This window comes from Paenarthrobacter sp. JL.01a (assembly GCF_025452095.1).
Classification (GTDB): Bacteria; Actinomycetota; Actinomycetes; order Actinomycetales; family Micrococcaceae; genus Arthrobacter.
Genome location: NZ_CP104877.1, coordinates 483,645 through 506,651 on the forward strand (window position 1 = coordinate 483,645; position 23,007 = coordinate 506,651).

The following is a 23,007-nucleotide window of genomic DNA, read 5'->3' on the forward strand; positions in this document are numbered from 1 at the left end:
CGACGGCGGGTGCGGACTTATCGCTAAGTCCGCACCCGCCGTCGTTAAAGGCGTTGCCCTAAGGAGTGGGCGCTACTTCCACCACGTATCGAAGATCGTGACCGGGACCGTGCGCTTGTGGCGGGTGCGCAGGAACTTCTGTTCGATGGTCTCGGCGACTCCTTCGGGTACCTCGCGGCCCTCAAGGTAGTCGTCGATCTGGTCGTAGGTGATGCCGAGTTCGTCTTCGTCGGTGCGGCCGGGCTTGTCGTCCAGGAGGTCGGCTGTCGGAACCTTCTTCCACAGGCGCTCGGGCGCGCCCAGCTTTGCCAGGACTTGCCGGTTTTGGCGCTTGTCGAGGCCGAACAGCGGGAGGATGTCCGCACCGCCGTCGCCGTATTTCGTGAAGAAGCCGGTGACGGACTCGGCGCCGTGGTCGGTGCCGATCACCAGGTAGTTGTGTTCCCCGGCCAGGGCGTACTGCGCGATCATGCGGGCGCGGGCCTTGGTGTTGCCCTTGTGGAAGTCTGAAATTTCGGCGCCGGTGGTCTTGAGGAACTCGTCTTCGAAGCCGTCGACGGCGCGGGAGATGTTGAAGGTCCATTCGGTCTTGGCCCGGATGAAGTCCAGGGCTGCCTGGGCGTCCTCTTCGTCGTGCTGGACGCCGTAGGGGAGGCGGACCGCCACGAAGTTGGCGTCCACGCCGTCGGCCTCCAGTTCCTCAACCGCCAACTGCGCCAGTCGGCCCGCGAGCGTGGAGTCAAGACCGCCCGAGATGCCCAGCACGAAGCCTTTGGTCCCTGTCGCCTTCAAGTAATCCTTCAGGAAGGCCACCCGCTTGCGGATCTCCTCCGCAGGATCGATCCGGGGCTGGACGCCCATTTCCTCAATGATCTTGGCTTGGAGTTCGCGCATGTGTTCAACAGTAGTCAGCCGCGTCACGAACGCTCAACCATATTGCGTGGTGATTCAGCTATTCGGGACGTTATTCGGGTGCCGGGCCGGTTGAACCGCGCACTGTCAGGTGGGTGGGCATGACGGCGAGGCGGCGGCTGGACCCGGCGTTCAGCGGGTCCAGCTGTGCCAGCAGCATGGAAACCGCCACCCGTCCGGCCTGCTCGATCGGGGAGGCCATGGTGGTCAGGGGCGGGTTGCAGAAGTCGGCGCCGAAGATGTCGTCGCACCCCACGATGCTCATGTCCTCGGGGACGCGGATGCCGCGCTCGCGGAGTCGCTGCAGCATGCCGATCGCCAGGAGGTCGTTGAAAACGATGCACGCCGTTGCCCCGGTTCGTGCTGCGGCGTCGGCGGCAGCTGCTCCGGATGTGGTCTTGGGCGTGAAGGGACCCACGCGGGAGGTCGTTAGTCCACGGTCGCGGCTTTCCTCCTCAAAGGTCTTCCAGCGTTTGGCGTTCGACCAGGAGGAAGCCGGCCCGCCGACGTAACAGATCCTGGAGTGGCCCAGCGACGTCAGGTGTTCCAGTGCCTGGACAACGGCGCCCGGGGTGTCGATGACCACGGTGGGAGCGTTGGCCGAGGAGCGGTTGATGGTGACGATTGCCTGCGACGATGCCGCCTCGAGAATCTGTGTGTCGGTGAGGCGGGAAGCGGCGAGGATGAAGCCGTCGGCCGTTCGTTGCATCTTCTGCAGGGCATCGGCCTCCATCTCGGCCGACTCTTCGGTGTCCACCAGCAACTGGGTATAGCCGGCTGCCTTCAGCTGGTTCTGGGTGCCCCTGATGATGTCGAAGTAGAACGGGTTGGTGACGTCGGGGACCAGGAGCGCAATGGCATTGGTCCGGCCGGAGCTGAGGCTGCGGGCCTGCGAACTGGGGACGTAGTTGAGCTCGGCGGCCACTTTCTCGATGCGTTCACGGGTTGCCCTGTTCACGCGGTCCGGGTTGGAAAGGGCCCTGGAGACAGTGGATGTGGCCACTCCCGCCAAGGCGGCAACGTCCTTGATTGTGGGTGCGGATCCCCGCCCGTTTGTCTCAGCCATAAAAAGATTGCACCATCTCATGGCAACTTTTGGCAACCGCTTGCCGCACAGTTGCCGGACTCGTAGACTCGTTGCCGAAAGCCCCTGTGACGTAGACCACTACCGGGCTGGGTATCCAAGGAGGAAACAATGAGGTTTGCACCATCTGCCAAGCTTGCCGCCGTCGCTTTGACTGCTGCACTGGCATTGACGGCCTGTGGGGGGAGCGGCAACAGCGGCACATCAGCCAGCTCCGGGGGTGCCGTCGATGGAACAGGCAAGACACTGAATGTACTGACCGGCGTCAACAACCAGTACCCGGAAGAGCAGAAGAAGTGGCAGAGCGACATTGCCGCCAAGTTCAAGGCAAAGACCGGGGCGGAAGTGAAGTTCGAGACCTTCGCCTCAGCCAACGATGAACTGACCCGCATCCAGACTTCCGTTGTTTCCGGCCAGGGCCCGGACGTCTACAGCCTGGGCACTACGTTCACGCCCACCGCCTACGCCACCAAGGCCTTCGTGACCCTTTCCGACGACGATTGGAAGAAAATCGGCGGGAAGGACCGGTTCAACCCGGCCGCGCTGGGAATCTCCGGCCCCGACGCCGAGCACCAGGCGGGCATCCCGTTCGTAAGCCGCCCGTTCGTCATGGCCTACAACAAGGACATCCTGGCTGCCGCGGGCATCGACAAGCCCGCCACCACCTGGGATGAGCTCGCCGAGCAGGCCAAGAAGATGACCAACGCCGGCACGGGTACCTACGGCCTTGCCACGGGCTACAAGGACAACTTCGATCCCTGGAAGTTCATTTGGGCCATGTCCGTGCAGGCAGGCAACCCGCTGGTTGACGGCAACAAGCTGAAGCTGGACGATCCCACGGTCAAGAAGGCCTACGACACCTACTTCGGCTGGCTCACCAAGGACAAGGTGGTGGACCCTGCAGCGATCGGCTGGAGCAACAGCAACGCAGTGGCAGCCTTCGCTTCCGGCAAGGCCGGATACCTGATGATGACCACGTCAAGCTCCATTCCCACCCTGGACAAGTCAGCCATTGCCGGCAAGTACGAGTACGCCCTCATGCCCACCACGGCTCCGGGTGAATCTTCCCCCAAGGGCGACGGCGACAAGGCCGCCAGCATCCTCTCCGGCGACAACGTCGTGGTCGCGGACTACTCCCAGCAGAAGGATCTGGCCTTCGCCTACATCGAGCTGATCACGTCCAAGGACGAGCAGCTGAACTACCAGAAGATCTTCGGTGAGCTTCCGGCAAACGCCGAGGCGCTCGCCTCCCTGACAGATCCGAAGCTGAAGCCGATCGCCGATGCTGCCGGCAAGTCGAAGGCAACTCCGTTCACCGGCGCCTGGGGCGACATCCAGCTGGGCCTGTTGAACGTGACCGTCCAGTCCATCCCGGACCTGGCCAAGGGATCGGTTGACGAGAGCGCCCTGGAATCACGGCTGAAGGACGCCCAGTCCAAGGGCCAGGCTTCCCTCGACCGGGCTGCGAAGTCCTAGGCAGGGTCTCCCATGTCCACTGATTCCTTCAGGGAAATGAAACCCGTGTCCGGTCCGGCTGCCCGCGGGCAGCTGGCCCGGTCCGGGTCGACAGAGCCAGCGCTCGACGCCGGTGCCTCACCGGCCGCGGGCACAGGAACCCTCCAGCCGGGCGGCGGTGGCAGGAAACCTGTCCGCCGCAAGGGCTTGAGCGAGCGGAACCGTCCACTGTGGATGCTGATCCCCGGCGGACTCCTGATGTTCATCATCATCGTGGTCCCGCTGTTCCTTGGCATCTACATGTCAACGCTCAACCTCGACCAGTACTCGCTGCGCAAGTGGGTCAGCGCACCGTTCATCGGCGTCGAGAACTTCGTGGAGGCCCTGACTGACTCGCCTCTGCTGCACTCGGTGTGGCTGAGTGTGAGCTACTCGCTGATCGCCATGGTCGTGACCTTGCCATTGGGCATCGCAGCGGCTGTTGCCACGCAGAATGCTTTCAAGGGCCGGGCGCTGATCCGCTCGATTTTCCTGATCCCGTACGTGCTGCCGTCTTTCGTGGTGGCAACCGTATGGAGGACCATGTTCCAGCCTGACGGAGTCGTCAACTCGGCCCTGGGTGTCTTCGGAGTGGACGGTGGACTGTGGCTGAACGGACCCCAAACGTACTGGACGCTGATCCTGGTCCAGATCTGGGCTTCCTGGCCGTTCATCTACCTGCTGGCACTTTCGGGCCTGCAGTCGGTGGACCACGAAGTCCATGAGGCCTCGGCCCTGGACGGGGCACTGTGGTGGAACAAGCTTCGCTACGTCATCTTCCCGTACCTCAAGGGTCCGTTGTCGCTGGCTTTCCTGATCGGCATGCTTCACCACATCAACAACTTCACCCTCCCGTTCGTGCTGTTCGGCGTTCCGGCCCCGTCCGACGTCGAAGTGCTTCCGATCCTCACCTACGTCACCAGCTTTCAGAGCTTCCGCTTCGGCCTCAGCGCCGCCATGGCCTTCGTGTCCCTGGTGTTGATCGCCATTCCGCTGTTCATCTACCTTCGCGCCGTCAAGCTGGACGACGCCGATACGCCGGGAGGCAAGAAGTGAGCGCATCAACCACCTCGGTCCGCGGCACGTCCCGCCCAGACCCGTCGGGAACCACGTTCCGGCCCGGCTCAAAGCGGCAGCACGAGGTCACGCGGCTCCTCCCGGGCCCGATGCTGGCCATCATCTTGACGGTCCTGAGCGCCATCGTCCTGATCCCGGTTGCCTACATTTTTCTGGCCTCGGTGAATTCCGACATCGGCGTGGCCAACGGCGAGTTTTGGCCCTCCAGCTTCTCGCTGGAGAACTACACCAAAATCTGGTCCAGCGTTGGCCTGGCGAAGGGCCTTGCAAACAGCGTCTTGGTAGCGGGTGCCACCGCCGTGGTGTCGGCAGCCATGTCCATATCCATCGCCTACGTCCTGGTCCGCTACCAATTCCGCGGGCGGCTGACCATCCTTCGCGGGCTCCTGGCGCTGCAGTCCGTGCCGGGTACCCTGATGGTCCTTCCGGTGTTCGTGCTCTTCTCTTCGGCCGCCAGCTACCTCGGCGTCCAGGTGATCGGAACGCAGTGGGGTCTCTTCGTCACCTACCTGACCTTCGCGATGCCCTTCTCCACCTGGGTCATGGTCACCTATCTGCGTGGCCTCCCGCGTGAGCTGGAAGAGGCGGCAAGGATCGACGGCGCCAGCAACGTGGGCGTCCTGGTCCGGATCATCCTTCCGCTCAGCTGGCCAGGCATCGTGGTCTCGGGCATTTTCGCTTTCCTCCTGGGCTGGAACGATGTCCTCTTTGCTTCGGTGATGACCCGGCCGGAGAGCCAGACCGCAGCCGTAGCCTTGCAGATCTTCGGAGCCTCGCAGGAAGGTGGGGCAATTCCCCTGTACGGCCAGATGATGGCGGCTTCGCTGGTTTGCGCGGCGCCCGTCGTGATTCTCTACCTGATTTTCCAACGTTACCTAGTGGGCGGTCTCACCGCCGGAGGAGTTAAGTAGCAATGACCGGTCCAGCAACAGTCCAGTGGACGCTTTCGGGCTTCGGAGACGAGATCGACGACGACCCGGTCCTGCAGATCGCAGTCCTCCAGGCCCTGGGGGCGAACCACATCGAAGTCCGCAGTGCCTGGGGAACCAACATCGTTGACCTGACCTCCGAGCAGCTGACGGAACTGAAGAAGCTGCTGGACGCGGCGGACATGGGCGTTTCAGCCATCGCCTCGCCCATTGGCAAAGTGGATGTCACGCTGCCGGTGGAACACGAGGTTGAGCGCCTCCGCAGGGCTGCCAACGCCGCCCAGGTCCTTGGTGCCCGTTACATCCGCATCTTCTCCTTCTACTACGGCGAAGGCGTGGCAGTGGACAGTATCCGGGACGACGTGATTGAGCGCATGCGTGCCCTGGCCGAGGTTGCCGAACAGTCCGGCGTAGTGCTGCTCCACGAGAACGAAAAGGACATTTTCGGAGACACTCCCGACCGCGTGCTGGACATCATCGAGTCCGTGAACTCGCCGGCTCTGAAAGTCGCCTGGGATCCGGCCAACTTCGTCCAGGTGGGCGTGAAGCCCTTCGACGAGGGCTACGCAAAACTCCGTCCCCACCTCGAATACCTGCAGGTCAAGGACGCTCGGTTCGCCGACGGCGTCGTGGTTCCTGCCGGTGAGGGCGACGGCGATCTGCTCCGCACGGTTGAGGCGCTCAAAGCCGACGGTTTCGTGGGCTTCGCAAGCCTTGAACCGCATCTGGCGGGCGCCCATGGCCTGGGAGGATTCTCCGGGCCGACCGCATTCGGGATGGCAGCCCGTGCCTTTGCCAAAGTCGTAAACGAAGCAGGAGTGGAAACCAAGTGAGCACCGAAACGTCCAAGCCCATCATCAACGTCGCCATCGCCGGATGCGGCACCATCGGACGCACCCATGCGGCCTCTGTTGCCGAGATCGAGGACCTGCAGGTCACGGCGCTGGTGGATGAGATCACCGAAGCCGCAGATGCCCTGGCCCAGCACATCGAAGCCCAGGGCGCCGCCCGGCCGGCCACCTTCCGGAGCCTGGAAGAAGCGTTCGCAGGTGCCGACGTCGACCTTGTCGTCATTGCCACCCCCAGCGGACTGCACATCGAGCAGGCCCTGGAGGTACTCAACGCGGGCAAGCACGTGGTGATCGAAAAGCCGCTGGACGTGAACCTGAACCGCACGGACGAGATCATGGCGGCAGCCAAAGCGGCAGAAGCGAAGGGCCTGGTGGCCAGTGTCATCAGCCAGCACCGCTTCGATCCTGCGTCCATTGTGGTGGACGAGGCCCGGCGCGCCGGGCGCTTTGGCAAGCTGACCTCGGCGATCGCCTCGGTGAGCTGGTACCGCAGCCAGGGCTACTACGACTCCGGAGCGTGGCGCGGCACCTGGGCCATGGACGGTGGCGGGGCGGTGATGAACCAAGGCGTCCACACCGTAGACCTTCTTCTGTGGTTCCTTGGCACCCCGGTGGAAATCAGTGCCAAGACCGCCCTCCTGGCACATACAGGAGTCGAGGTGGAGGACACCGCCGTGGCCACCGTGACGTTCGAATCAGGTGCCCTGGCAGTCCTCCACGCCACCACCGCCGCCTATCCCGGGCTCAGCGTCAGGCTGCAGGTCATGGGAAGCAAGGGCTCAGCAGTAATCGACAGTGACAACCTCCAGTTCTTCCACGCTGCAGCCTCCGAGGAAGAGACGCAGAGCGGACCGATGGGCATGCCCGGTGCCAGCAACCAGGCTGAGGAGGAACTGGCCAAGTTCGCTGAACCGGCGCCGCAATCCAACCTGGACCCCACCGTCTATCCCGCCGGCCACATCCGCCAATACCGGGACGTCGTGGACGCCATCCGCAGCGGCCGGCCTGCAGGCGTCACCATCGAGGACGCCGTGCGGGCGTTGGCGACCGTGCGGGCCCTGTACGTTTCGGCCACGCTTGGCAGCCCCGTGCTCATAGCCGACGTGGTTGCGGGCAAGTACAACGACGTTGAGGTGCGCACCGGCAACGGCAACTTTGAGGAGGTCTCCGCATGAAATTCTCGGTCTTCACGGCCTCGACGCCCGACTGGACGCCGCAGGAAGCCGCCACTGAGCTTGCCGCACAGGGTTGGCACGGCATCGAATGGCGCGTCACCGACCAGGCCGAATCGCCGGAGCCCGGCTTTTGGGCGGGAAACAAGGCAACCTGGCCGATGACCGGTCTTGAGGATTCACTGCCTGGGATTGCCCGGCTCACAGCCGACGCCGGCTTGGAATACTCAGGCCTTGGCGGGTACGCCCGCTGCGACAACCACGACGACGTCGAGCGCGTCCTGGCTGCGACCGCCGCCTTGGGTGCCCGCCAGGTCAGGGTCAACGTCCTGCCGTTGGGCAACTCCACCATGGGAGGCGGGGAACCCAGCGGACTGTCCTACCCCGAATTGTTTGCTGCCACCCGCGAACACTACGAATGGGTTGCCTCCCGAGCGGCCCACCATGGAGTCAAGGCACTCGTTGAGCTGCACCACGGGACGGTCACCTCATCGGCCTCAGCTGCCCGCCGCCTTCTGGAGGGCCTGGATCCCCAGCACGTGGGCGTCATCCACGACCTCGGCAACCTGTTGATCGAAGGCTGGGAGTCTCCGCTGCCCGCCCTCGAACTCCTGGGACCATATCTGGCGCACGTCCACGTGAAGAATGCGCGCTGGGTCCTGACGGGGGAGCGGGACGAGTCCGGAGCCGCAGCGTGGGTCAACGAGTGGGCACCGCTGGCTGAAGGCCAGGGGAGCGTCCTGGCGTACTTCAAGGCGCTCGCCGAGGTCGGTTACGACGACTGGGTGACCGTGGAGGACTTCTCCACCGACCTTCCGTTGGCCGAGCGTACAGCAGGCAACCTTCAGTACTTGCGCCGGGTGGCCGAGCTGGCAGGACTGACGGTTCCTGCCAGCGCCGATCTCTCCGCCGGTTCCATCCCGAAAGGCTGATCCATGTCCGAATCCCTTGCTACCCACCCCGACCGCCTGCTCCCGGCGGATCCGGGGACGCGCAGCATCGCGCGTGCCTTGTTGGAGCGGGTCCAGGACCTGCCCATCATTTCCCCGCACGGCCATGTGGACGCGGCCGTCATAGAGCAGAACACGCCCTTCCCGGATCCGGCCGCCTTGCTGGTCACCCCCGACCACTACGTCACCAGGCTGATCCACGCTTCCGGAGTTCCGCTGGACAAGCTCCAGCCCCAGGCAGGGGCGCGCAACATCTGGCGGTCCTTCTGCGAGGCCTGGCCGTTGTTCGACGGCACCGCGTCCGGGTACTGGCTGCGGACCCAGTTCGAGTCGGTGTTTGGGTGGCAGGGTGAGTTGTCGGCAGAAACTGCTGACGCGAGCTTCGACGCTATTTCGGCGAAGCTCGCGGAACCCGGTTTCCGCCCCCGTGAGCTGTTCAAGGATTTCAACATCGAGGTCCTTGCCACCACCGACGATCCCCTGGACAGCCTGGACAGCCACCGGGCGCTCGCTGCCGACCCGTCATTCCACGGCCGCGTACTGCCCACCTTCCGCCCGGACGCGTACATCAACATCGCCCACCCGGCGTGGCAAGCCAACGTAGAGCGGCTCACCGCAGAAGCGTCCGACGGCGGCACGGGCTACCGCGGGTACCTCACCGCCCTGGAAAACCGCCGCCGCTACTTCGTGGACCACGGGGCGGTGTCCGCGGACCACGGCGTGAGGACCCCCGCGACCCTCAAGCTGGACGAGGCCGACGCCGCGGCCTTGTTCGAGAAGGCAGTTTCGGGACAGGCAAACGCCCAGGACCGGGACGCGTTCGAGGCCCACATGATGTACCAGATGGCCCGGATGTCGGTGGAAGACGGCCTGGTGATGACCATCCATCCGGGCTCCTACCGCAACCACCACCAGCCCACCTTCGAAGCCTTCGGAGCAGACACGGGCCACGACATTCCGTTCGCCGTCAACTACACCGAGGCCGTCCGGCCGTTGCTGCAGGACTTCGGCACGGCCAAGGACTTCCACCTGGTGCTCTTCACCCTGGACGAGACTGTCTTTTCCCGTGAACTCGCACCGCTCGCGGGTTTCTATCCCTCGGTCTACATCGGGGCCCCGTGGTGGTTCCTGGACGCGCCGGACGCCATGCTGCGCTTCCGCTCGGCCGTCACGGAAACCGCTGGCTTCTCCCGTTCTTCCGGGTTCATCGATGACACGCGGGCCTTCTGCTCCATCCCGGCCCGGCACGATGCTTCCCGCAGGATCGAAGCCTCGTTCCTGGCGCGGCTTGTTGCCGAGCACCGCATCAGCGAGGACCGCGCGCATGAGCTGATTGTCGACGTCGTCGATTCTTCCCCGCGAAGGGTTTTCAAGCTATGAGTGCCGGCCAGGGACGGCCCCGGCTCACCCGGGCCGCCGCGTTTCCGGGGCAGGCCGCGCCCCCTGTCCGGATGGTGCATTTGGGCCTCGGGGCTTTCCACCGCTCCCACCAGGCCTGGTACACCCAGCATGCCGGAGACGCGGCCGACTGGGGTATTGCGGCGTTCACCGGACGCCGGCCCGACGCCGCGGAGGTCCTGGCCGAACAGGACGGGGTGTTCACGGTAGTGGAGAGGTCCGGCGCGGGAGATACGTTTGAAGTCGTCGGCAGCATTGTGGAAGCGGTGGATGGTGCCAACGTCGAGCGGCTCGCCGAGCTCGTGGCAGCACCCGCGACGGCGGTCGTCACGCTGACCATCACGGAAGCCGCTTATGCGGCGACGGGCGGGCACACCCCGCTGGCCCGTTTGGTCACGGCGCTGGCCGCCCGCAAGGACGCCGGTGCCGGTCCGATCGCCGTCGTCAGTTGCGACAACCTGGCAGACAACGGCGCAGTTGCCCGCAAGGCTGTGCTGGCCATCGCCGAAGCGGTGGAGCCGGCCCTGGCTGAATGGATCAGTGCACAGGTGAGCTTCGTTGGCACCTCGGTGGACCGGATCACGCCGCGGACCACGCCTGACGACCTGATGGAAGTAGCCGAACAGTGCGGCTACCGGGACGATGCCGCCGTCGTGGCTGAGCCCTTCAGCAACTGGGTCCTCAGCGGTGACTTCCCGGGCGGGCGTCCGCGCTGGGAAGATGCCGGCGCGGTTTTCGTGGACGACATCGAGCCCTACGAGAACCGCAAACTCTGGCTGCTCAACGGAGCGCACTCGATCCTCGCGTACGCGGGCTTGGTCAGGGGCCACTCGACCGTGGCGGAAGCCCTGTCCGACGACGTCTGCCGGTCCGCCGTCGAGACCTTTTGGGATGAGGCTGCCCGGCACCTGCCGGACGAAGGCCTGGACATTCCGGGATACCGGCAAGCCCTGCTGGATCGGTTCGGCAATTCGCGGATTGCCCACCATTTGACCCAGATTGCCATGGACGGAACCACCAAGCTGCGCATGCGCGCCCTGCCCGTGCTGGCCGCTGAGCGCGCCGATGGCCGTCCCGGAGACGGCGCCGCCCGCATGATCGCAGCCTGGATTGCGTATATGTCCGCCACGGACGACTTCCAGGACCCTCTGGCCGAGGACATCCGGACCGCAAAAACGCACGACGGCGAACACCGCACCGCTGCTCTCCTGGCCCTTATCAGCCCTGACCTTGCCGGGGACAATGCCCTGGTTACCCACCTTCACCGGCAGCAGGACGGCATTGCCGCTGCCAGCACCCACGCCTGAACCCTTGGAAGGAAAGCCACACCCATGAAAATCATTGCCGCTGAAGTCTTCGTGACCAGCCCTACCCGCAACTTCGTCACGCTCCGCATCACCACCGAAGACGGTGTGACGGGCATCGGCGACGCTACGCTCAATGGCCGGGAACTGGCTGTGGCCGCCTACCTGAAGGAGCACGTGGCGCAGCTGCTGATCGGCAAGGACCCGCACCGGATTGAGGACACGTGGCAGTTCCTCTACCGCAGCTCCTACTGGCGCCGTGGTCCGGTCACGATGGCGGCGATTGCCGCCGTCGACATGGCGTTGTGGGACATCAAGGGCAAGGTCGCCGGGCTGCCGGTGTACCAGTTGCTGGGTGGAGCTTCCAGGAACGGGCTGCGCGCTTACGGACACGCATCCGGTTCTGACATTCCGTCCCTCTTTGACTCGGTACGCGAGCACCTGGAGCTGGGCTACAAGTCCATCCGTATCCAAACCGCGATTCCCGGCATCAAGGCGGTGTACGGTGTTGCCGCGCAGGCCCAGGCCTCGGGGGAGCGGTACGACTACGAACCCGCCGGCCGTGGCGCGTTCCCCCTCGAGGAGGACTGGGACACCCGCGCCTACCTCCGCCACCTGCCCACAGTGTTCGAAGCCGTGCGCAACGAGTTCGGCCCCGAGATCCCGCTGCTGCACGACGGCCACCACCGCATGACGCCCATCCAGGCCGCCAAGCTGGGCAAGGCCCTGGAGCCGTACGACCTCTTCTGGCTCGAGGACTGCACGCCGGCCGAGAACCAGGAGGGACTGCGTCTGGTCCGCCAGCACACCACCACCCCTCTGGCCATCGGTGAAATCTTCAACACCGTGTTCGATTTCCAGACCCTCATCAAGGAACAGCTGATCGACTACGTCCGTGCAGCCTCCACGCACTTCGGCGGCATCTCGCCGTTGAAGAAGGTCATGGACTTCGCCGCGCAATACCAGATCAAGTCGGGCTTCCACGGACCCACGGACATCTCCCCGGTGGGCTTCGCCGCCCAGCTGCACGTCGGCCTGGCGATCCACAACTACGGCATCCAGGAGTACATGCAGCACTCGGACAAGACCAACGAGGTCTTCGAGCAGTCCATGACCTTCACCGACGGCTACCTGCACCCGGGCGACAACCCGGGCCTCAGCGTCGAATTCAACGAGGAAGCTGCCGCGGCCTACCCGTACCAGCAGGCCTACCTGCCCTACAACCGGCTTGTGGATGGCACTGTCCATGACTGGTAAAACGCATCACATCGTGGTCATGGGGGTGGCCGGCTGTGGCAAGAGCACGGTCGGCGCCGCTCTCGCCGAACGGCTCGGCGCCGAATTTCTTGACGGCGATGCGCTGCACCCGCAGTCGAACATCGACAAGATGGCCGCCGGCACTCCGCTTAACGACGGCGACCGGGCACCATGGCTGGCCGAAATCGGCAGGCGCTTTCCGGCGTCGGACGCTTCCCTGGTGATCGCGTGCAGCGCGCTCAAACGCGCTTACCGGGACATCATCCGCAGCGGTGACCCGTCCGTGGTGTTCGTGCATCTGCACGGCCCTCGGGAGGTTCTCAACGAGCGCATGAACTCCCGGCCGGGGCACTTCATGCCGGCTACCTTGCTCGATTCCCAACTGGCCACCCTCGAACCCCTGCAGGAGGACGAAGCCGGAACTGCCGCGGACATTACCTCTCCGGTGGAGGTCATCGTCAGCGACGTGCAGGCATCCTTGGCGGGGTCCCTGCTCCAGGCCTAGGGGCCGAAAGCCCGGCACTGCCACGACGGCGGTGCCGGGCTTTTCTGCGCGTGCGATTGCTGGGTGTCGCTCTGTGCCACGTCCCTCCGAATTCCTGCATGGAACTTCGCTGTAGGTAGTCTTGCTTCGCTTTTCCCGAATTATGCATCGTTTGTTCCGATGGTAAATTTCTTCCCAATTATCGATTTCCAGTTGAAGCTGTTTAAGAAATCAACATGTACTTATTCAACTTCTCCTTGAAAGGACGCCATGGGCGGTCCTGTTTATGAAGCGATGCAGAAGGGTGGCAAGGTCCCGAACGTAGGGGTCCAGCGAGTCAGGTCCTTGTGGTTTCGAAGAATGCCGCCAGCTGAGGTTGATGGTGCAGCTGAAGTCTCTATCGAGTACCTTGACGGATTTGACCTGATCGGCGGCAACCAGGCTGCGAATCGCAATCTCGGGCAACAGGGCGCAACCGAGTCCTTCGCTTACGCAGCTGGCCAGCGTGCCAATGTTCTGTACGACCATTCCTGGCTGAGGCGTGTCGGCAAGGTGCCCCAAATGGTCATCGTACATTTCTCGAAATCCGCAACCCTGCTCCGTAACGATGAACTGCTCACTTTGCAGGGTTTCCAGCGACACGCCTTCGGCGTCGGCCAGGGGATGGCTCGTGGGGACGATGACCACGAGTGTGTCCTCCGCGATGACTTTGGTCTGCAGGTCAAATCTCTCGGGTGGCCGACCGAAGGTGATGCTTGCATCCAGCCTGCCCGATCTCACTAATCCATAGAGCTGTCCGCGGTTGCCGTTTCTGACCTCGATACGGGTCCCAGGATGCCTCTCCTGAAACTCGCGAAGAACAGACGGCAGGAGGTTGGCGCTTAGCGCTTCAAGCGATCCAATTTGGAGCGTTTTAGCAGGCTGCTTGCCAGTAACGATTTGCTCAATTTCGTCGACCCACAGAATGAGGTTTTGAGAGTGTTGGAACAATTGTGTACCGGCCTCGGTAAGCGTCAATCCATGTCGATTGCGGGTAAACAACTGAACGCCCAGTGTCTTTTCGAGGGCGCTGATTTGTTCGCTGACCGTCGATTGAGCGAAGTGAAGTTCGGCGGCTGCGGCCTTGATGCTGCGATGATAGGCCGCTGCATTGAAAGTACGAACCTGGCGAAATTCCAATATCTCAGGATCCTTTCATATCGGAAGGTTCAATCATCGACGCATGCATGCCTTGAGCACTGTGCGGTAGCGGTTGATCGGTCGAAGACCTCCGGCGTGTGGTCTCAGCATGCGCGAGTTGTCTGCACCCGTCAAAACGTAGGCCCGCGTAGTCCGCGAATTACTTCTCCGCGTGATGCGCGTCACGACATCGAAGTAGAGACCAGAACTAAAAAGAGGAGATTCATGACCGTGTCCACCAAGCAGCCGATTGCAAAACAACGGCTTGTTTCAGCTCCGCTTCTCGGCATCTCATTGGCCTACTTCATGGTCCTCCTGGACATTACCGTCCTTGCTGTGGCCGCACCCGACATGATCGACTCGTTGCGATCAAATGTGGTGGGCGTGGGCTGGGCCAATACGAGCTACACCATCGCGCTGGCCGCCAGTTTGGTATTGGCCGGTTCTGTAGCTGACCGGTTTGGACCGGCGAGACTCTTCAGGTCGGGAACGCTTGCCTTTGGCGTCGTGTCCCTGGCATGTGCACTCAGCCCCAATATCGAGACAGTTGTTGCCCTGCGGGCTCTTCTGGGATTCTCGGCCGCGGCAGTCATTCCTTCGTCCATGGCGCTTATTGCCCGACTGCACCAAGACACCAGAAGGCGCGCCCAGGCATTGAGTATTTGGGCCGCCGTAAGCGGCGCTGCTATGGCGACAGGACCTGTCCTGGGTGGCCTCCTGGTCCAAAATTTTGGCTGGCGGTCCGTTTTTGTTATCAACGCTCCACTCGCCGTCGTTGTCTTGGCCATGACCATCGGTCCCAATCTGTCGAATGCCCGGCAGGAAAGAGGACTTGATCCGGTTCCCCACCTTCTGCTCGCGCTGTTTCTGGCAGTGGGAACGTACACGATCACTGAGGCTGGTCTTCTGCACGGACTCAACGCGGCCATAGCTGGTGCCGTTTCATTGCTACTTCTGGGTTTGACTGTATGGAGAAACAAGCGAAGCTACGCGCCGATTGTTCCAGAAGCGCTGCGCGGGAACCGGGTAGCGTGGATGACTTTTGCTTGGGGAGCTTTTGCCAACTACGCGCTCACGACTATTCTCTTCGTCATCCCTCTGACTTTGGACCAATCTGCAACTACTGCGGGGGTGGCATTGCTGCCGTTGACGATAGTTATGGCCTTCAATCCCTTGATAACAGGCCGGATCATCGTCAAGCGTGGTCCCGGCTTTCCCATTCGTTTGGGGATGATGGCCTTGACGATTGGAACGCTTCTATTGGTGATCAGCATCATGAATACCAACCAGCCTCTGATCATGGCCGTCGCTATGCTGGCGTGCGGATTTGGGATGTCGTGGACTCTGCCTGCGTTGGTGGCGTTTGCTGTCAGCCATATTTCGTCTTCGGCAGCAGGTTCTGTCGGCGGCATCATGAATGCGACGCGACAGATTGGGGCAACCGTCGGCGCGGCGGCAGCGGCGGCTCTTATTACGTCTCAACCCCATGGAAGCGGAACGCAGATTGCCCTTGGAATTGCTGGGTCACTCGGGCTCGTGGGCGCCCTCAGTGCCTTTATCATCAAGAGCTGATGCTCCCTCCAGGCCTACGGCGTGGAAGCCCGGCATCGCCTTCACGGCGATGCCGGGCTTTTCTGTGGCCGGGTACCGCAGCGGGCCATTGTGAACGCTAACAACGTTGTAAATCAAGTACTTAGGCCGGAGCAATGAGCTGCAATCATTTTGTGATGTGCAGCACTTGACCCGTTGCATTGTTAGCGTTCACAATGGCATTCGCAATACCTTTTCGATGGCCTGTACAGCCCCCAGCACGCAGGCCATATCCAGCTTCACCGTGCCGGACGCGCAGATGCTCCGGCTGCATCAGAGTTCGCGGCACTGCTGCCGCGGAAGGAGAGCATCGTGAGATTGAAAAAACTCCTGGGCGCCGTAGCGGTTGTCCTTACCTTGACCGTCGGAGCCACCGGCTGCGGCAGCCGGGGAGGCGCGGCGGAGTCCTCCAGCAGCGCCAAACCCAGTGATTCACTGGTAGGCATTTCGATGCCGACGCAGACGTCGGAGCGATGGATCGCCGATGGTGCCAACGTTGAGAAGTCCTTGAAGGATCTTGGCTACAAGACAGACCTGCAGTTCGCCAACGATGACATCCCCACGCAGGTTTCCCAGATCGAAAACATGCTGACCAAGGGTGCGAAGGCACTCATCATCGCGGCCATTGACGGCACCACGCTGACGGATGTCCTGGCCAAGGCCAAGGAACAGAACGTCAAGGTCATCGCCTACGACCGCCTCATCAACGGCACCCCGAACGTGGACTACTACACCACGTTCGACAACTACACCGTTGGCGTCCAGCAGGCTACCTCACTGCTGACGGGCCTGGGACTGATTGACGCCAGCGGCAAGAAGGTTGACGGCAAGGGCCCCTTCAACGTCGAGCTTTTCGCGGGCAGCCCCGATGACAACAACGCCAACTTCTTCTGGACCGGCGCCATGGACACCCTCAAGCCGTACATGGATGCGGGCACCTTGAAGGTCCCCAGTGGCCAGACCAAGTTCGAGCAGGCAGCCATCCTCCGCTGGCAGGCTCCCGTAGCCCAAAAGCGCATGGAAGACATCCTCACCTCCGCTTACAGCTCCGGCACCAAGCTCGACGGCGTGCTGTCCCCGTATGACGGCCTGTCCATCGGCATCATTTCCGCGCTGACCAGCACCGGCGGTTACTCCACCGGCAAGCTCCCCGTCGTCACCGGCCAGGACGCCGAAAAGGGTTCCGTCAAGTCCATCATCGCCGGCGAGCAGTACTCCACCATCTTCAAGGACACCCGCCAGCTCGGCGCCCAGGCCGTGAAAATGGTAGACGCAGTGCTCAAGGGCAACGAGCCTGAAACCAACGACACCAAGACCTACAACAACAAGGTCAAGGTTGTTCCGGCCTACTTGCTGAAGTCCGTCATCATCACCAAGGACAACTACAAGAAGGAACTCATCGACTCGGGCTACTACAAGGAAGCCGACGTCAAGTAACCACCTTCCCACCTGTGGCCCCACCGTCCTGGGCTGCGCCGTGCACTTACCTGCAGCGCAGTACGGCGGGGCCACAGCATCCCCAGAGCCTGTCGAGTCCTCGGCCCGGCCAAGTTTTCAACCAGTCAGCGGGAATTGACGATGAACGTACCCATTCTTCAAATGCGAGGAATCACCAAGACTTTCCCCGGTGTAAAAGCCCTTCAGGACGTCACCCTGGACGTCAACCGAGGTGAGGTTCACGCCATTTGCGGTGAGAACGGCGCCGGGAAATCCACCCTCATGAAGGTGTTGTCGGGCGTCTACGCGCACAACACCTTCGACGGCGACATCCTGTTCGAGAATGAGCCCTGCGAATTTTCGAGCATCACGGACAGCGAGAAGCGCGGCATCGTGATCATCCACCAGGAACTGGCCCTGAGCCCGTACCTGTCGATCGCCGAAAACATCTACCTGGGCAACGAGCAAGCCAGGAACGGCTGGGTGGACTGGCGCAAGACCAACCTCGAAGCCGCCAAACTGCTGGCCCGCGTCGGTCTGAGCGAGAATCCCGTAACGCCCATCCAACACATCAGCGTTGGCAAGCAGCAGCTGGTGGAGATCGCCAAAGCGCTGTCCAAAGAGGTCAAGCTGCTCATCCTGGATGAGCCCACCGCAGCTCTGAACGACGAGGACTCGGACCACCTGCTGGACCTCATCCTGCACCTGAAGGGCCAGGGTGTTACCAGCATCATCATCAGCCACAAGCTCAACGAGATCCGCAAAGTGGCCGACGCCGTCACCATCATCCGCGATGGCAAGTCCATCGAGACACTGCGCCTGGACCAGGGCCAGATCACGCAGGAACGCATCATCCGCGGCATGGTGGGCCGCGACCTTGAAAGCCTCTACCCGGACCGGACCCCCAACATCGGCGAAGAAGTGCTGCGCATCGAGGACTGGACGGTCCAGCACCCGCAGGACCACTCCCGGACCGTGGTCAGCAATGCCAACCTGAAGGTCCACAAGGGCGAGGTCGTCGGCCTGGCCGGACTCATGGGCGCCGGCCGGACCGAGCTGGCCATGAGTGTTTTCGGAAGGACCTATGGGCGTGCTGTCTCCGGCAAGGTCTACAAGTACGGCAAGGAGATCAACACCTCCACGGTTTCCGACGCGATCGACCACGGCATCGCCTACGCCACCGAGGACCGGAAGCACTACGGCCTGAACCTGATCGAGGACATCAAGCGGAACATCTCCATGGCCGCCCTGGGCAAGTTGGCCAAGCGCGGCTGGGTGGACGGGAACCAGGAAACCACGGTAGCCAACCACTACCGGAAGAGCATGAACATCAAAGCTCCCTCGGTTGCTGCCATCACTGGCAAGCTGTCCGGTGGAAACCAGCAAAAAGTGGTGCTCAGCAAGTGGATGTTCTCCGATCCCGACGTCCTGATCCTGGACGAACCCACTCGCGGAATCGATGTCGGCGCCAAGTTCGAGATCTACACGATCATCGCCGAGCTGGCGGCATCCGGGAAGGCGGTCATCGTGATCTCCTCCGAATTGCCGGAGCTCCTGGGCATCTGCGACAGGATCTACACTCTTTCCGCGGGCCGCATCACCGGCGAAGTCCCCATCGCCGAGGCAACCCAGGAAACCCTCATGCACTACATGACTCAAGAGAAGGAATAGCCACCATGTCCGCCCTACGAGAATCCTTTGGCTTCCTCACAAGCCGCCTCCGCCAGGTTGGCATCTTCGTCGCCCTGATCCTGATCGTCATCCTTTTCCAGGTCCTCACCGACGGTATCCTCCTTGAGCCGCAGAATGTCACCAACCTGGTGGTCCAGAACAGCTACATCCTGATCCTCGCCATTGGCATGGTGATGGTCATCATCGCCGGCCACATCGACCTTTCCGTGGGCTCCATCGCAGGCTTCATTGGCGCTGTGGCAGGTGTCATGATCGTGCACTGGGGTTGGGCCTGGTGGCTCGCCATCCCGGCGTGCCTCCTGGTTGGTGCCCTGGTGGGTGCATGGCAGGGTTATTGGATCGCCTACGTGGGCATTCCCGCCTTCATCGTCACCCTGGCCGGCATGCTGATCTTCCGCGGTTTGACGTTGATCACCCTCAAGAACCAGCAGATCACCCCGTTCCCGAACGAACTTCGTGCCCTGGGCGGCGGCTTCCTTCCGGACATCTCCGGTGGCACATCCGTCCTTGAATGGCTGACGGTGATCCTGGGTGTTGGCGGCACTGCAGCCATCCTTTTCCAGGCCCTGAAGGAACGCCGGGTCCGCCGCAAGTTCAACCTCGAGAACGAGCCGATGGCCTGGTTCGCCGTCAAGAACGGTTTCATCGCCGTCCTGATGCTCATCATCACCTTCCTGCTGGCCAGCTACCGCGGAACCCCGATTGTCCTGATCGTGCTCGCAGTCCTGGTGATTCTGTATTCGGCCTTGATGAACAACAGCATCTTTGGCCGCCACACCTACGCCATCGGTGGCAACCTCCACGCCGCCGAACTGTCCGGCATCAAGACCAAGAAGGTTACTTTCCGGCTCTTCGTGAACATGGGTGTCCTCGCAGCACTGGCCGGCCTGGTGTTCACCGCACGCCTGAACTCGGCGCAGCCGGCCGGTGGTACCGGGTTCGAGCTGGACTCGATTGCCGCAGCGTTCATCGGTGGCGCGGCTGTCCAGGGCGGTATCGGTACGGTGGCGGGAGCCATGATCGGTGGCCTGATCATGGGTGTCCTGAACAACGGTATGTCCATCCTCGGCCTCGGCACTGACTACCAGCAGCTCATCAAGGGCCTGGTGCTCCTGTTGGCCGTCGGCTTCGACATCTTCAACAAGAACCGGACCGGTGCCGGCGGAGGATCCGGCATGGGACGCCGCTTCAAGTGGAAGACCACGCCTCCAGCTACCGAAGCGGCCCCCGCTTCAAAAGCGGAGCCTGTGGGCGTAGACGCGAAGTAGCCTCCGATGCCACGCGGCGATCAGTCGCTCCCAGCGCGGCCCCGGGTTTTGCCCGGGGCCGCGCCCGATTCTGCACCACGCCCGCCGGTCATGGGGGATGTCGCCAGGATGGCAGGCGTCTCTCACCAAACGGTTTCGAGAGTCCTGAACGACCACCCGAACGTCAGCCACAACACCAGGGAACGGGTGGAGGCCGCGATAGCCCGGCTCGGGTATCGCCGGAACACGGCCGCGCGAAGCCTGGTGACGCGGCGATCCCGCACCATAGGTGTCCTGGCCTGCGAAACAGGGCAGTTCGGGCCGGCCAATACACTCCTTGGGGTTGAGCAGGCGGGCAGGGAAGCAGGGTATTTCGTCAGTATCGCGAGCCTGCGCGAAGTGACCAGCGAAAGCATCAACGACGCCATGGCGCATTTCAGCAGCCAATCAGTGGATGGCATTGTCATCCTGGTCCCGCATCCCGATGTCCTCGCAGCCTTGCGCGATGTCTCAGTTCCGGTGCCCATCGTGGCGGTGGGCGCCGGTGCGGGCAACCCGTTGAAGGGGGCATCGCTCAACCAGCGATTGGGCGCGCGGCTGGCTGTGGAGCACCTGATAGGACTGGGACATCACAGCATCGCGCATATCTCCGGCCCAACGCACTGGATCGACGCCGCGGAACGCATCGAAGGCTGGCGCGAGGCCCTGGAGACGGCCGGGCTTGACGCGGGCGTTCTGCTCCAAGGCGCCTGGGATGCTGCCTCCGGTTACCGGGCCGGTCTGGAGCTTCTCCAGCACGACGACGTGACCGCCGTCTTCGTGGCAAACGACCAGATGGCCGTCGGGGTTCTCCGCGCGGTCCAGGAAGCCGGACGCCACGTGCCCGGCGACATCAGCGTGGTGGGATACGACGACCAGCCGGAAGCCGGTTTCTTCATGCCGCCGCTGACGACCATCAAACAGGACTTCGAAGAACTCGGGCGCAAATGCATGGAGGAGATGCTGCAACAACTGGAAGGAGAGGCCGGATCCCAGGACCAGATCGTGGATCCGCGCCTGGTCATCCGGGCCACTACGGCGGCGCCTGCACACTGAACTCCTGAACACCAATCCCGGCACACTAAACTAGGAGCCATGACTTCCTCGCCTGACACCTCAGTTGCCCGTGCCCGCCTTCTTGAACTCATCAAAGAGCTGGCGGTGGTCCGCGGCAAGGTGATCCTCTCCAGCGGCAAGGAAGCTGACTACTACATCGATCTCCGCCGCATCACCTTGCACCACGAGGCCTCCAAGCTGGTGGGCCAGGTCATGTTGGCAATGATCGACGACGCCGGTGTCCGGGTTGAGTGCGCGGGCGGACTCACCATGGGTGCCGACCCCGTCGGTACCGCTGTGATGCACGCTGCTGCCGACGCTGGCCGTGCCGTGGATGCCTTCGTTGTCCGCAAGGCCCAGAAGTCCTACGGCATGGGCCGCCAGGTGGAAGGCCCCTCGGTTGAAGGTCGTAACGTAGTGGTCCTCGAAGACACGTCCACCACGGGCGGGTCCGCACTGACCGCCGTCGAAGGTGTCCGGAAGGCGGGCGGCAACGTGGTGGCCGTCGCCGTGATCGTGGACCGCGACACCGGAGCCAAAGAGAAGATCGAAGCCGAAACCGGCGTTCCCTACCTCTTCGCTTTCGGCAAGGACGAGCTCGGCCTCGACTAGGGAGTTTTTGTACAGCTAATGCCCTCAAGAGCGCATCTTAAGGGCATTAGCTGTACACAAACTGCGGGGATGTGAGGTGCCCGGGTTGAAGCCTATGCTTGCTGCGTGGACGTTCAAGTAGGGAAGCTCACGGCGCCGCCGGAGGTGGATCAAAACCCTCCGGCACCCGTCCTTCCGGAACCGGACAAGGAACAGGATCCGGCCTCATGGGCCAGGATCCTGCCTTACGCTGCCCGGCTCAAGAAGACCTCGCGCCGCAACTTCCTCACCTACGCGGGCATCTCGGCCGCGCTTGCCGGGGACATGCTGTTCACCCGCCGCGTCCAGGCCGAGCGCCGGGCTACCAAGATACTGCGCGTGCCCGATCCGTATTCGGACCTGTACTTTCCCAAGGCCAGTTGGATCCTGTTTCCCGGGTACAAGACCAGCTGGGAAGAGGCCCAGTGGATCCTGAACTCACTGCGTCCCGCCCTCCACCAACGCGGCCGCCTTGCCGCCGTCGGATATTCCAACCTGGGCCTGGACGTGGACGAGGTGGTCCGCGAAATCATCCTTCATGTCCGCGAGCTTGGGTTGGAGAAGCTGTATTTTTACGGGCACAGTTTCGGCGGCATGCTCGCAACCCAGGTCGCCGCGCGCCTGCTGGAACTGCACGGTATGGAAACCCAGGTGATTGTCCTGGATTCGAGTCCGTTCAGCCGTGCGGACGTTCTGGACCAAAGCTGGTTCGACGGCGTCGTGTTCCTTTACGAGAATGGGTTCCGCATTCCGTCCGTGCTGCGTGGAGGCTATGAGCTGGGGGAGCGCGTGGTCCATAAGGACGAGCGCACCTGGCGGCAAATCCTGGATCAAACCATGGAACAACTTTCGCCGATCGCGCCCTCGAGCGTGCTGATCCAGACGGAGTCGGCCTACATCTACCACTTTGACGGGCTGCGGTTCGCGGGCAAGATCGGCGGGGCAAAGATGGCGTTCATGGGCAACTCCCAGGACGGCACCGTGGACTATGAAACGGCACGCGCAGGCTGGAGCAAGGTTTTCGGCGCCAACATGGTGATGCCCACGCTCAGCACAGAGGGCGCGCGGCCCGCGCACGCCAGCCCCCAGTGGAACGGTGGCGTATACCGGCCGTTGCTGGAACAGGTCCAAAATGAGCTCCTGCCCCTGCCGCCCGAGCCGGAGGAGCCCGCCTACCGTGAGCCCAACGGCAAGGTGATCAGGCCTGCCTAGCGGCAGCGCGGCT

Annotated in this window: 20 protein-coding genes; 17 read left to right on the forward strand and 3 right to left on the reverse strand. The window is 62.8% G+C overall.

Features of this window, described 5'->3' with window-relative positions:
- Positions 1-72: 72 nt before the first annotated feature.
- Together nadE and N5P29_RS02420 are read right to left on the reverse strand one after the other, a co-directional pair.
- Positions 73-894, reverse strand: coding sequence for an NAD(+) synthase (gene nadE / locus N5P29_RS02415; RefSeq protein ID WP_262277095.1), 822 nt, complete (start codon positions 892-894; stop codon positions 73-75).
- A gap of 70 nt (positions 895-964) precedes the next feature.
- The gene (locus N5P29_RS02420) at positions 965-1,978 is read right to left on the reverse strand and encodes a LacI family DNA-binding transcriptional regulator (protein ID WP_262277096.1); all 1,014 of its coding nucleotides are present in this window, start codon (positions 1,976-1,978) and stop codon (positions 965-967) included.
- A gap of 129 nt (positions 1,979-2,107) precedes the next feature.
- Here N5P29_RS02420 and N5P29_RS02425 point away from each other — a divergent pair, with 129 nt between their 5' ends.
- Genes N5P29_RS02425 through N5P29_RS02470 form a run of 10 tightly spaced genes read left to right on the forward strand, consistent with a single transcriptional unit; the run spans position 2,108 to position 12,933 of the window.
- Positions 2,108-3,472, forward strand: coding sequence for an ABC transporter substrate-binding protein (locus tag N5P29_RS02425; protein ID WP_262277097.1), 1,365 nt, complete (start codon positions 2,108-2,110; stop codon positions 3,470-3,472).
- A gap of 12 nt (positions 3,473-3,484) precedes the next feature.
- A complete protein-coding gene (locus tag N5P29_RS02430; RefSeq protein ID WP_262277098.1) occupies positions 3,485-4,546 on the forward strand; it encodes a carbohydrate ABC transporter permease in 1,062 nt (353 codons plus the stop codon).
- Positions 4,543-5,478: a carbohydrate ABC transporter permease gene (locus N5P29_RS02435; RefSeq protein ID WP_262277099.1), complete on the forward strand. Its 936-nt coding sequence runs from the start codon at positions 4,543-4,545 to the stop codon at positions 5,476-5,478. The genes N5P29_RS02430 and N5P29_RS02435 overlap by 4 nt, the downstream gene beginning before the upstream one ends.
- A 2-nt stretch (positions 5,479-5,480) precedes the next feature.
- Positions 5,481-6,329, forward strand: a complete 849-nt coding sequence (locus tag N5P29_RS02440) for a sugar phosphate isomerase/epimerase family protein (RefSeq protein WP_262277100.1) — start codon at positions 5,481-5,483, stop codon at positions 6,327-6,329.
- On the forward strand, positions 6,326-7,522 hold the full coding sequence (locus N5P29_RS02445) for a Gfo/Idh/MocA family protein (RefSeq protein WP_262277101.1): 1,197 nt from the start codon (positions 6,326-6,328) through the stop codon (positions 7,520-7,522). The genes N5P29_RS02440 and N5P29_RS02445 overlap by 4 nt, the downstream gene beginning before the upstream one ends.
- On the forward strand, positions 7,519-8,451 hold the full coding sequence (locus N5P29_RS02450) for a sugar phosphate isomerase/epimerase family protein (protein WP_262277102.1): 933 nt from the start codon (positions 7,519-7,521) through the stop codon (positions 8,449-8,451). Before N5P29_RS02445 ends, N5P29_RS02450 begins: the two co-directional genes overlap by 4 nt.
- A 3-nt stretch (positions 8,452-8,454) precedes the next feature.
- Entirely contained in the window at positions 8,455-9,849 is a 1,395-nt protein-coding gene (gene uxaC, locus N5P29_RS02455) for a glucuronate isomerase (protein WP_262277103.1), read from the forward strand.
- Positions 9,846-11,174: a mannitol dehydrogenase family protein gene (locus N5P29_RS02460; protein WP_262277104.1), complete on the forward strand. Its 1,329-nt coding sequence runs from the start codon at positions 9,846-9,848 to the stop codon at positions 11,172-11,174. Before uxaC ends, N5P29_RS02460 begins: the two co-directional genes overlap by 4 nt.
- A 24-nt stretch (positions 11,175-11,198) precedes the next feature.
- A complete protein-coding gene (manD, locus tag N5P29_RS02465) occupies positions 11,199-12,428 on the forward strand; it encodes a D-mannonate dehydratase ManD (RefSeq protein ID WP_262277105.1) in 1,230 nt (409 codons plus the stop codon).
- Positions 12,418-12,933 (forward strand): gluconokinase, encoded by a 516-nt coding sequence (locus N5P29_RS02470; protein WP_262277106.1) that lies wholly within the window; start codon positions 12,418-12,420, stop codon positions 12,931-12,933. The genes manD and N5P29_RS02470 overlap by 11 nt, the downstream gene beginning before the upstream one ends.
- 225 nt (positions 12,934-13,158) lie before the next feature.
- Here the strand turns inward: N5P29_RS02470 and N5P29_RS02475 are convergent, their stop codons facing one another.
- Positions 13,159-14,091 carry a LysR family transcriptional regulator gene (locus N5P29_RS02475; RefSeq protein ID WP_262277107.1) on the reverse strand — a complete coding sequence of 311 codons (933 nt, stop codon included), beginning with the start codon at positions 14,089-14,091 and terminating at the stop codon, positions 13,159-13,161.
- A 225-nt stretch (positions 14,092-14,316) separates the two neighbouring features.
- Between N5P29_RS02475 and N5P29_RS02480 the strand changes: the two genes are divergently transcribed.
- From N5P29_RS02480 to N5P29_RS02510, 7 genes are all read left to right on the forward strand, one after another.
- Complete coding sequence (locus N5P29_RS02480; RefSeq protein ID WP_262277108.1) at positions 14,317-15,663, forward strand: MFS transporter; 1,347 nt, start codon at positions 14,317-14,319, stop codon at positions 15,661-15,663.
- Between the two features lie 330 nt (positions 15,664-15,993).
- On the forward strand, positions 15,994-17,118 hold the full coding sequence (gene chvE / locus N5P29_RS02485) for a multiple monosaccharide ABC transporter substrate-binding protein (RefSeq protein ID WP_262277109.1): 1,125 nt from the start codon (positions 15,994-15,996) through the stop codon (positions 17,116-17,118).
- A 141-nt stretch (positions 17,119-17,259) separates the two neighbouring features.
- Positions 17,260-18,789: a multiple monosaccharide ABC transporter ATP-binding protein gene (gene mmsA / locus N5P29_RS02490; RefSeq protein WP_144661872.1), complete on the forward strand. Its 1,530-nt coding sequence runs from the start codon at positions 17,260-17,262 to the stop codon at positions 18,787-18,789.
- A gap of 5 nt (positions 18,790-18,794) precedes the next feature.
- Entirely contained in the window at positions 18,795-20,078 is a 1,284-nt protein-coding gene (gene mmsB, locus N5P29_RS02495) for a multiple monosaccharide ABC transporter permease (RefSeq protein WP_262277110.1), read from the forward strand.
- 90 nt (positions 20,079-20,168) lie between these two features.
- On the forward strand, positions 20,169-21,152 hold the full coding sequence (locus tag N5P29_RS02500) for a LacI family DNA-binding transcriptional regulator (RefSeq protein ID WP_262278491.1): 984 nt from the start codon (positions 20,169-20,171) through the stop codon (positions 21,150-21,152).
- Positions 21,153-21,191: 39 nt separating this feature from the next.
- Positions 21,192-21,764, forward strand: a complete 573-nt coding sequence (gene pyrE, locus N5P29_RS02505) for an orotate phosphoribosyltransferase (RefSeq protein ID WP_262277111.1) — start codon at positions 21,192-21,194, stop codon at positions 21,762-21,764.
- A gap of 105 nt (positions 21,765-21,869) precedes the next feature.
- Complete coding sequence (locus tag N5P29_RS02510) at positions 21,870-22,994, forward strand: thioesterase domain-containing protein (RefSeq protein ID WP_262277112.1); 1,125 nt, start codon at positions 21,870-21,872, stop codon at positions 22,992-22,994.
- Positions 22,995-23,007: the final 13 nt, after the last annotated feature.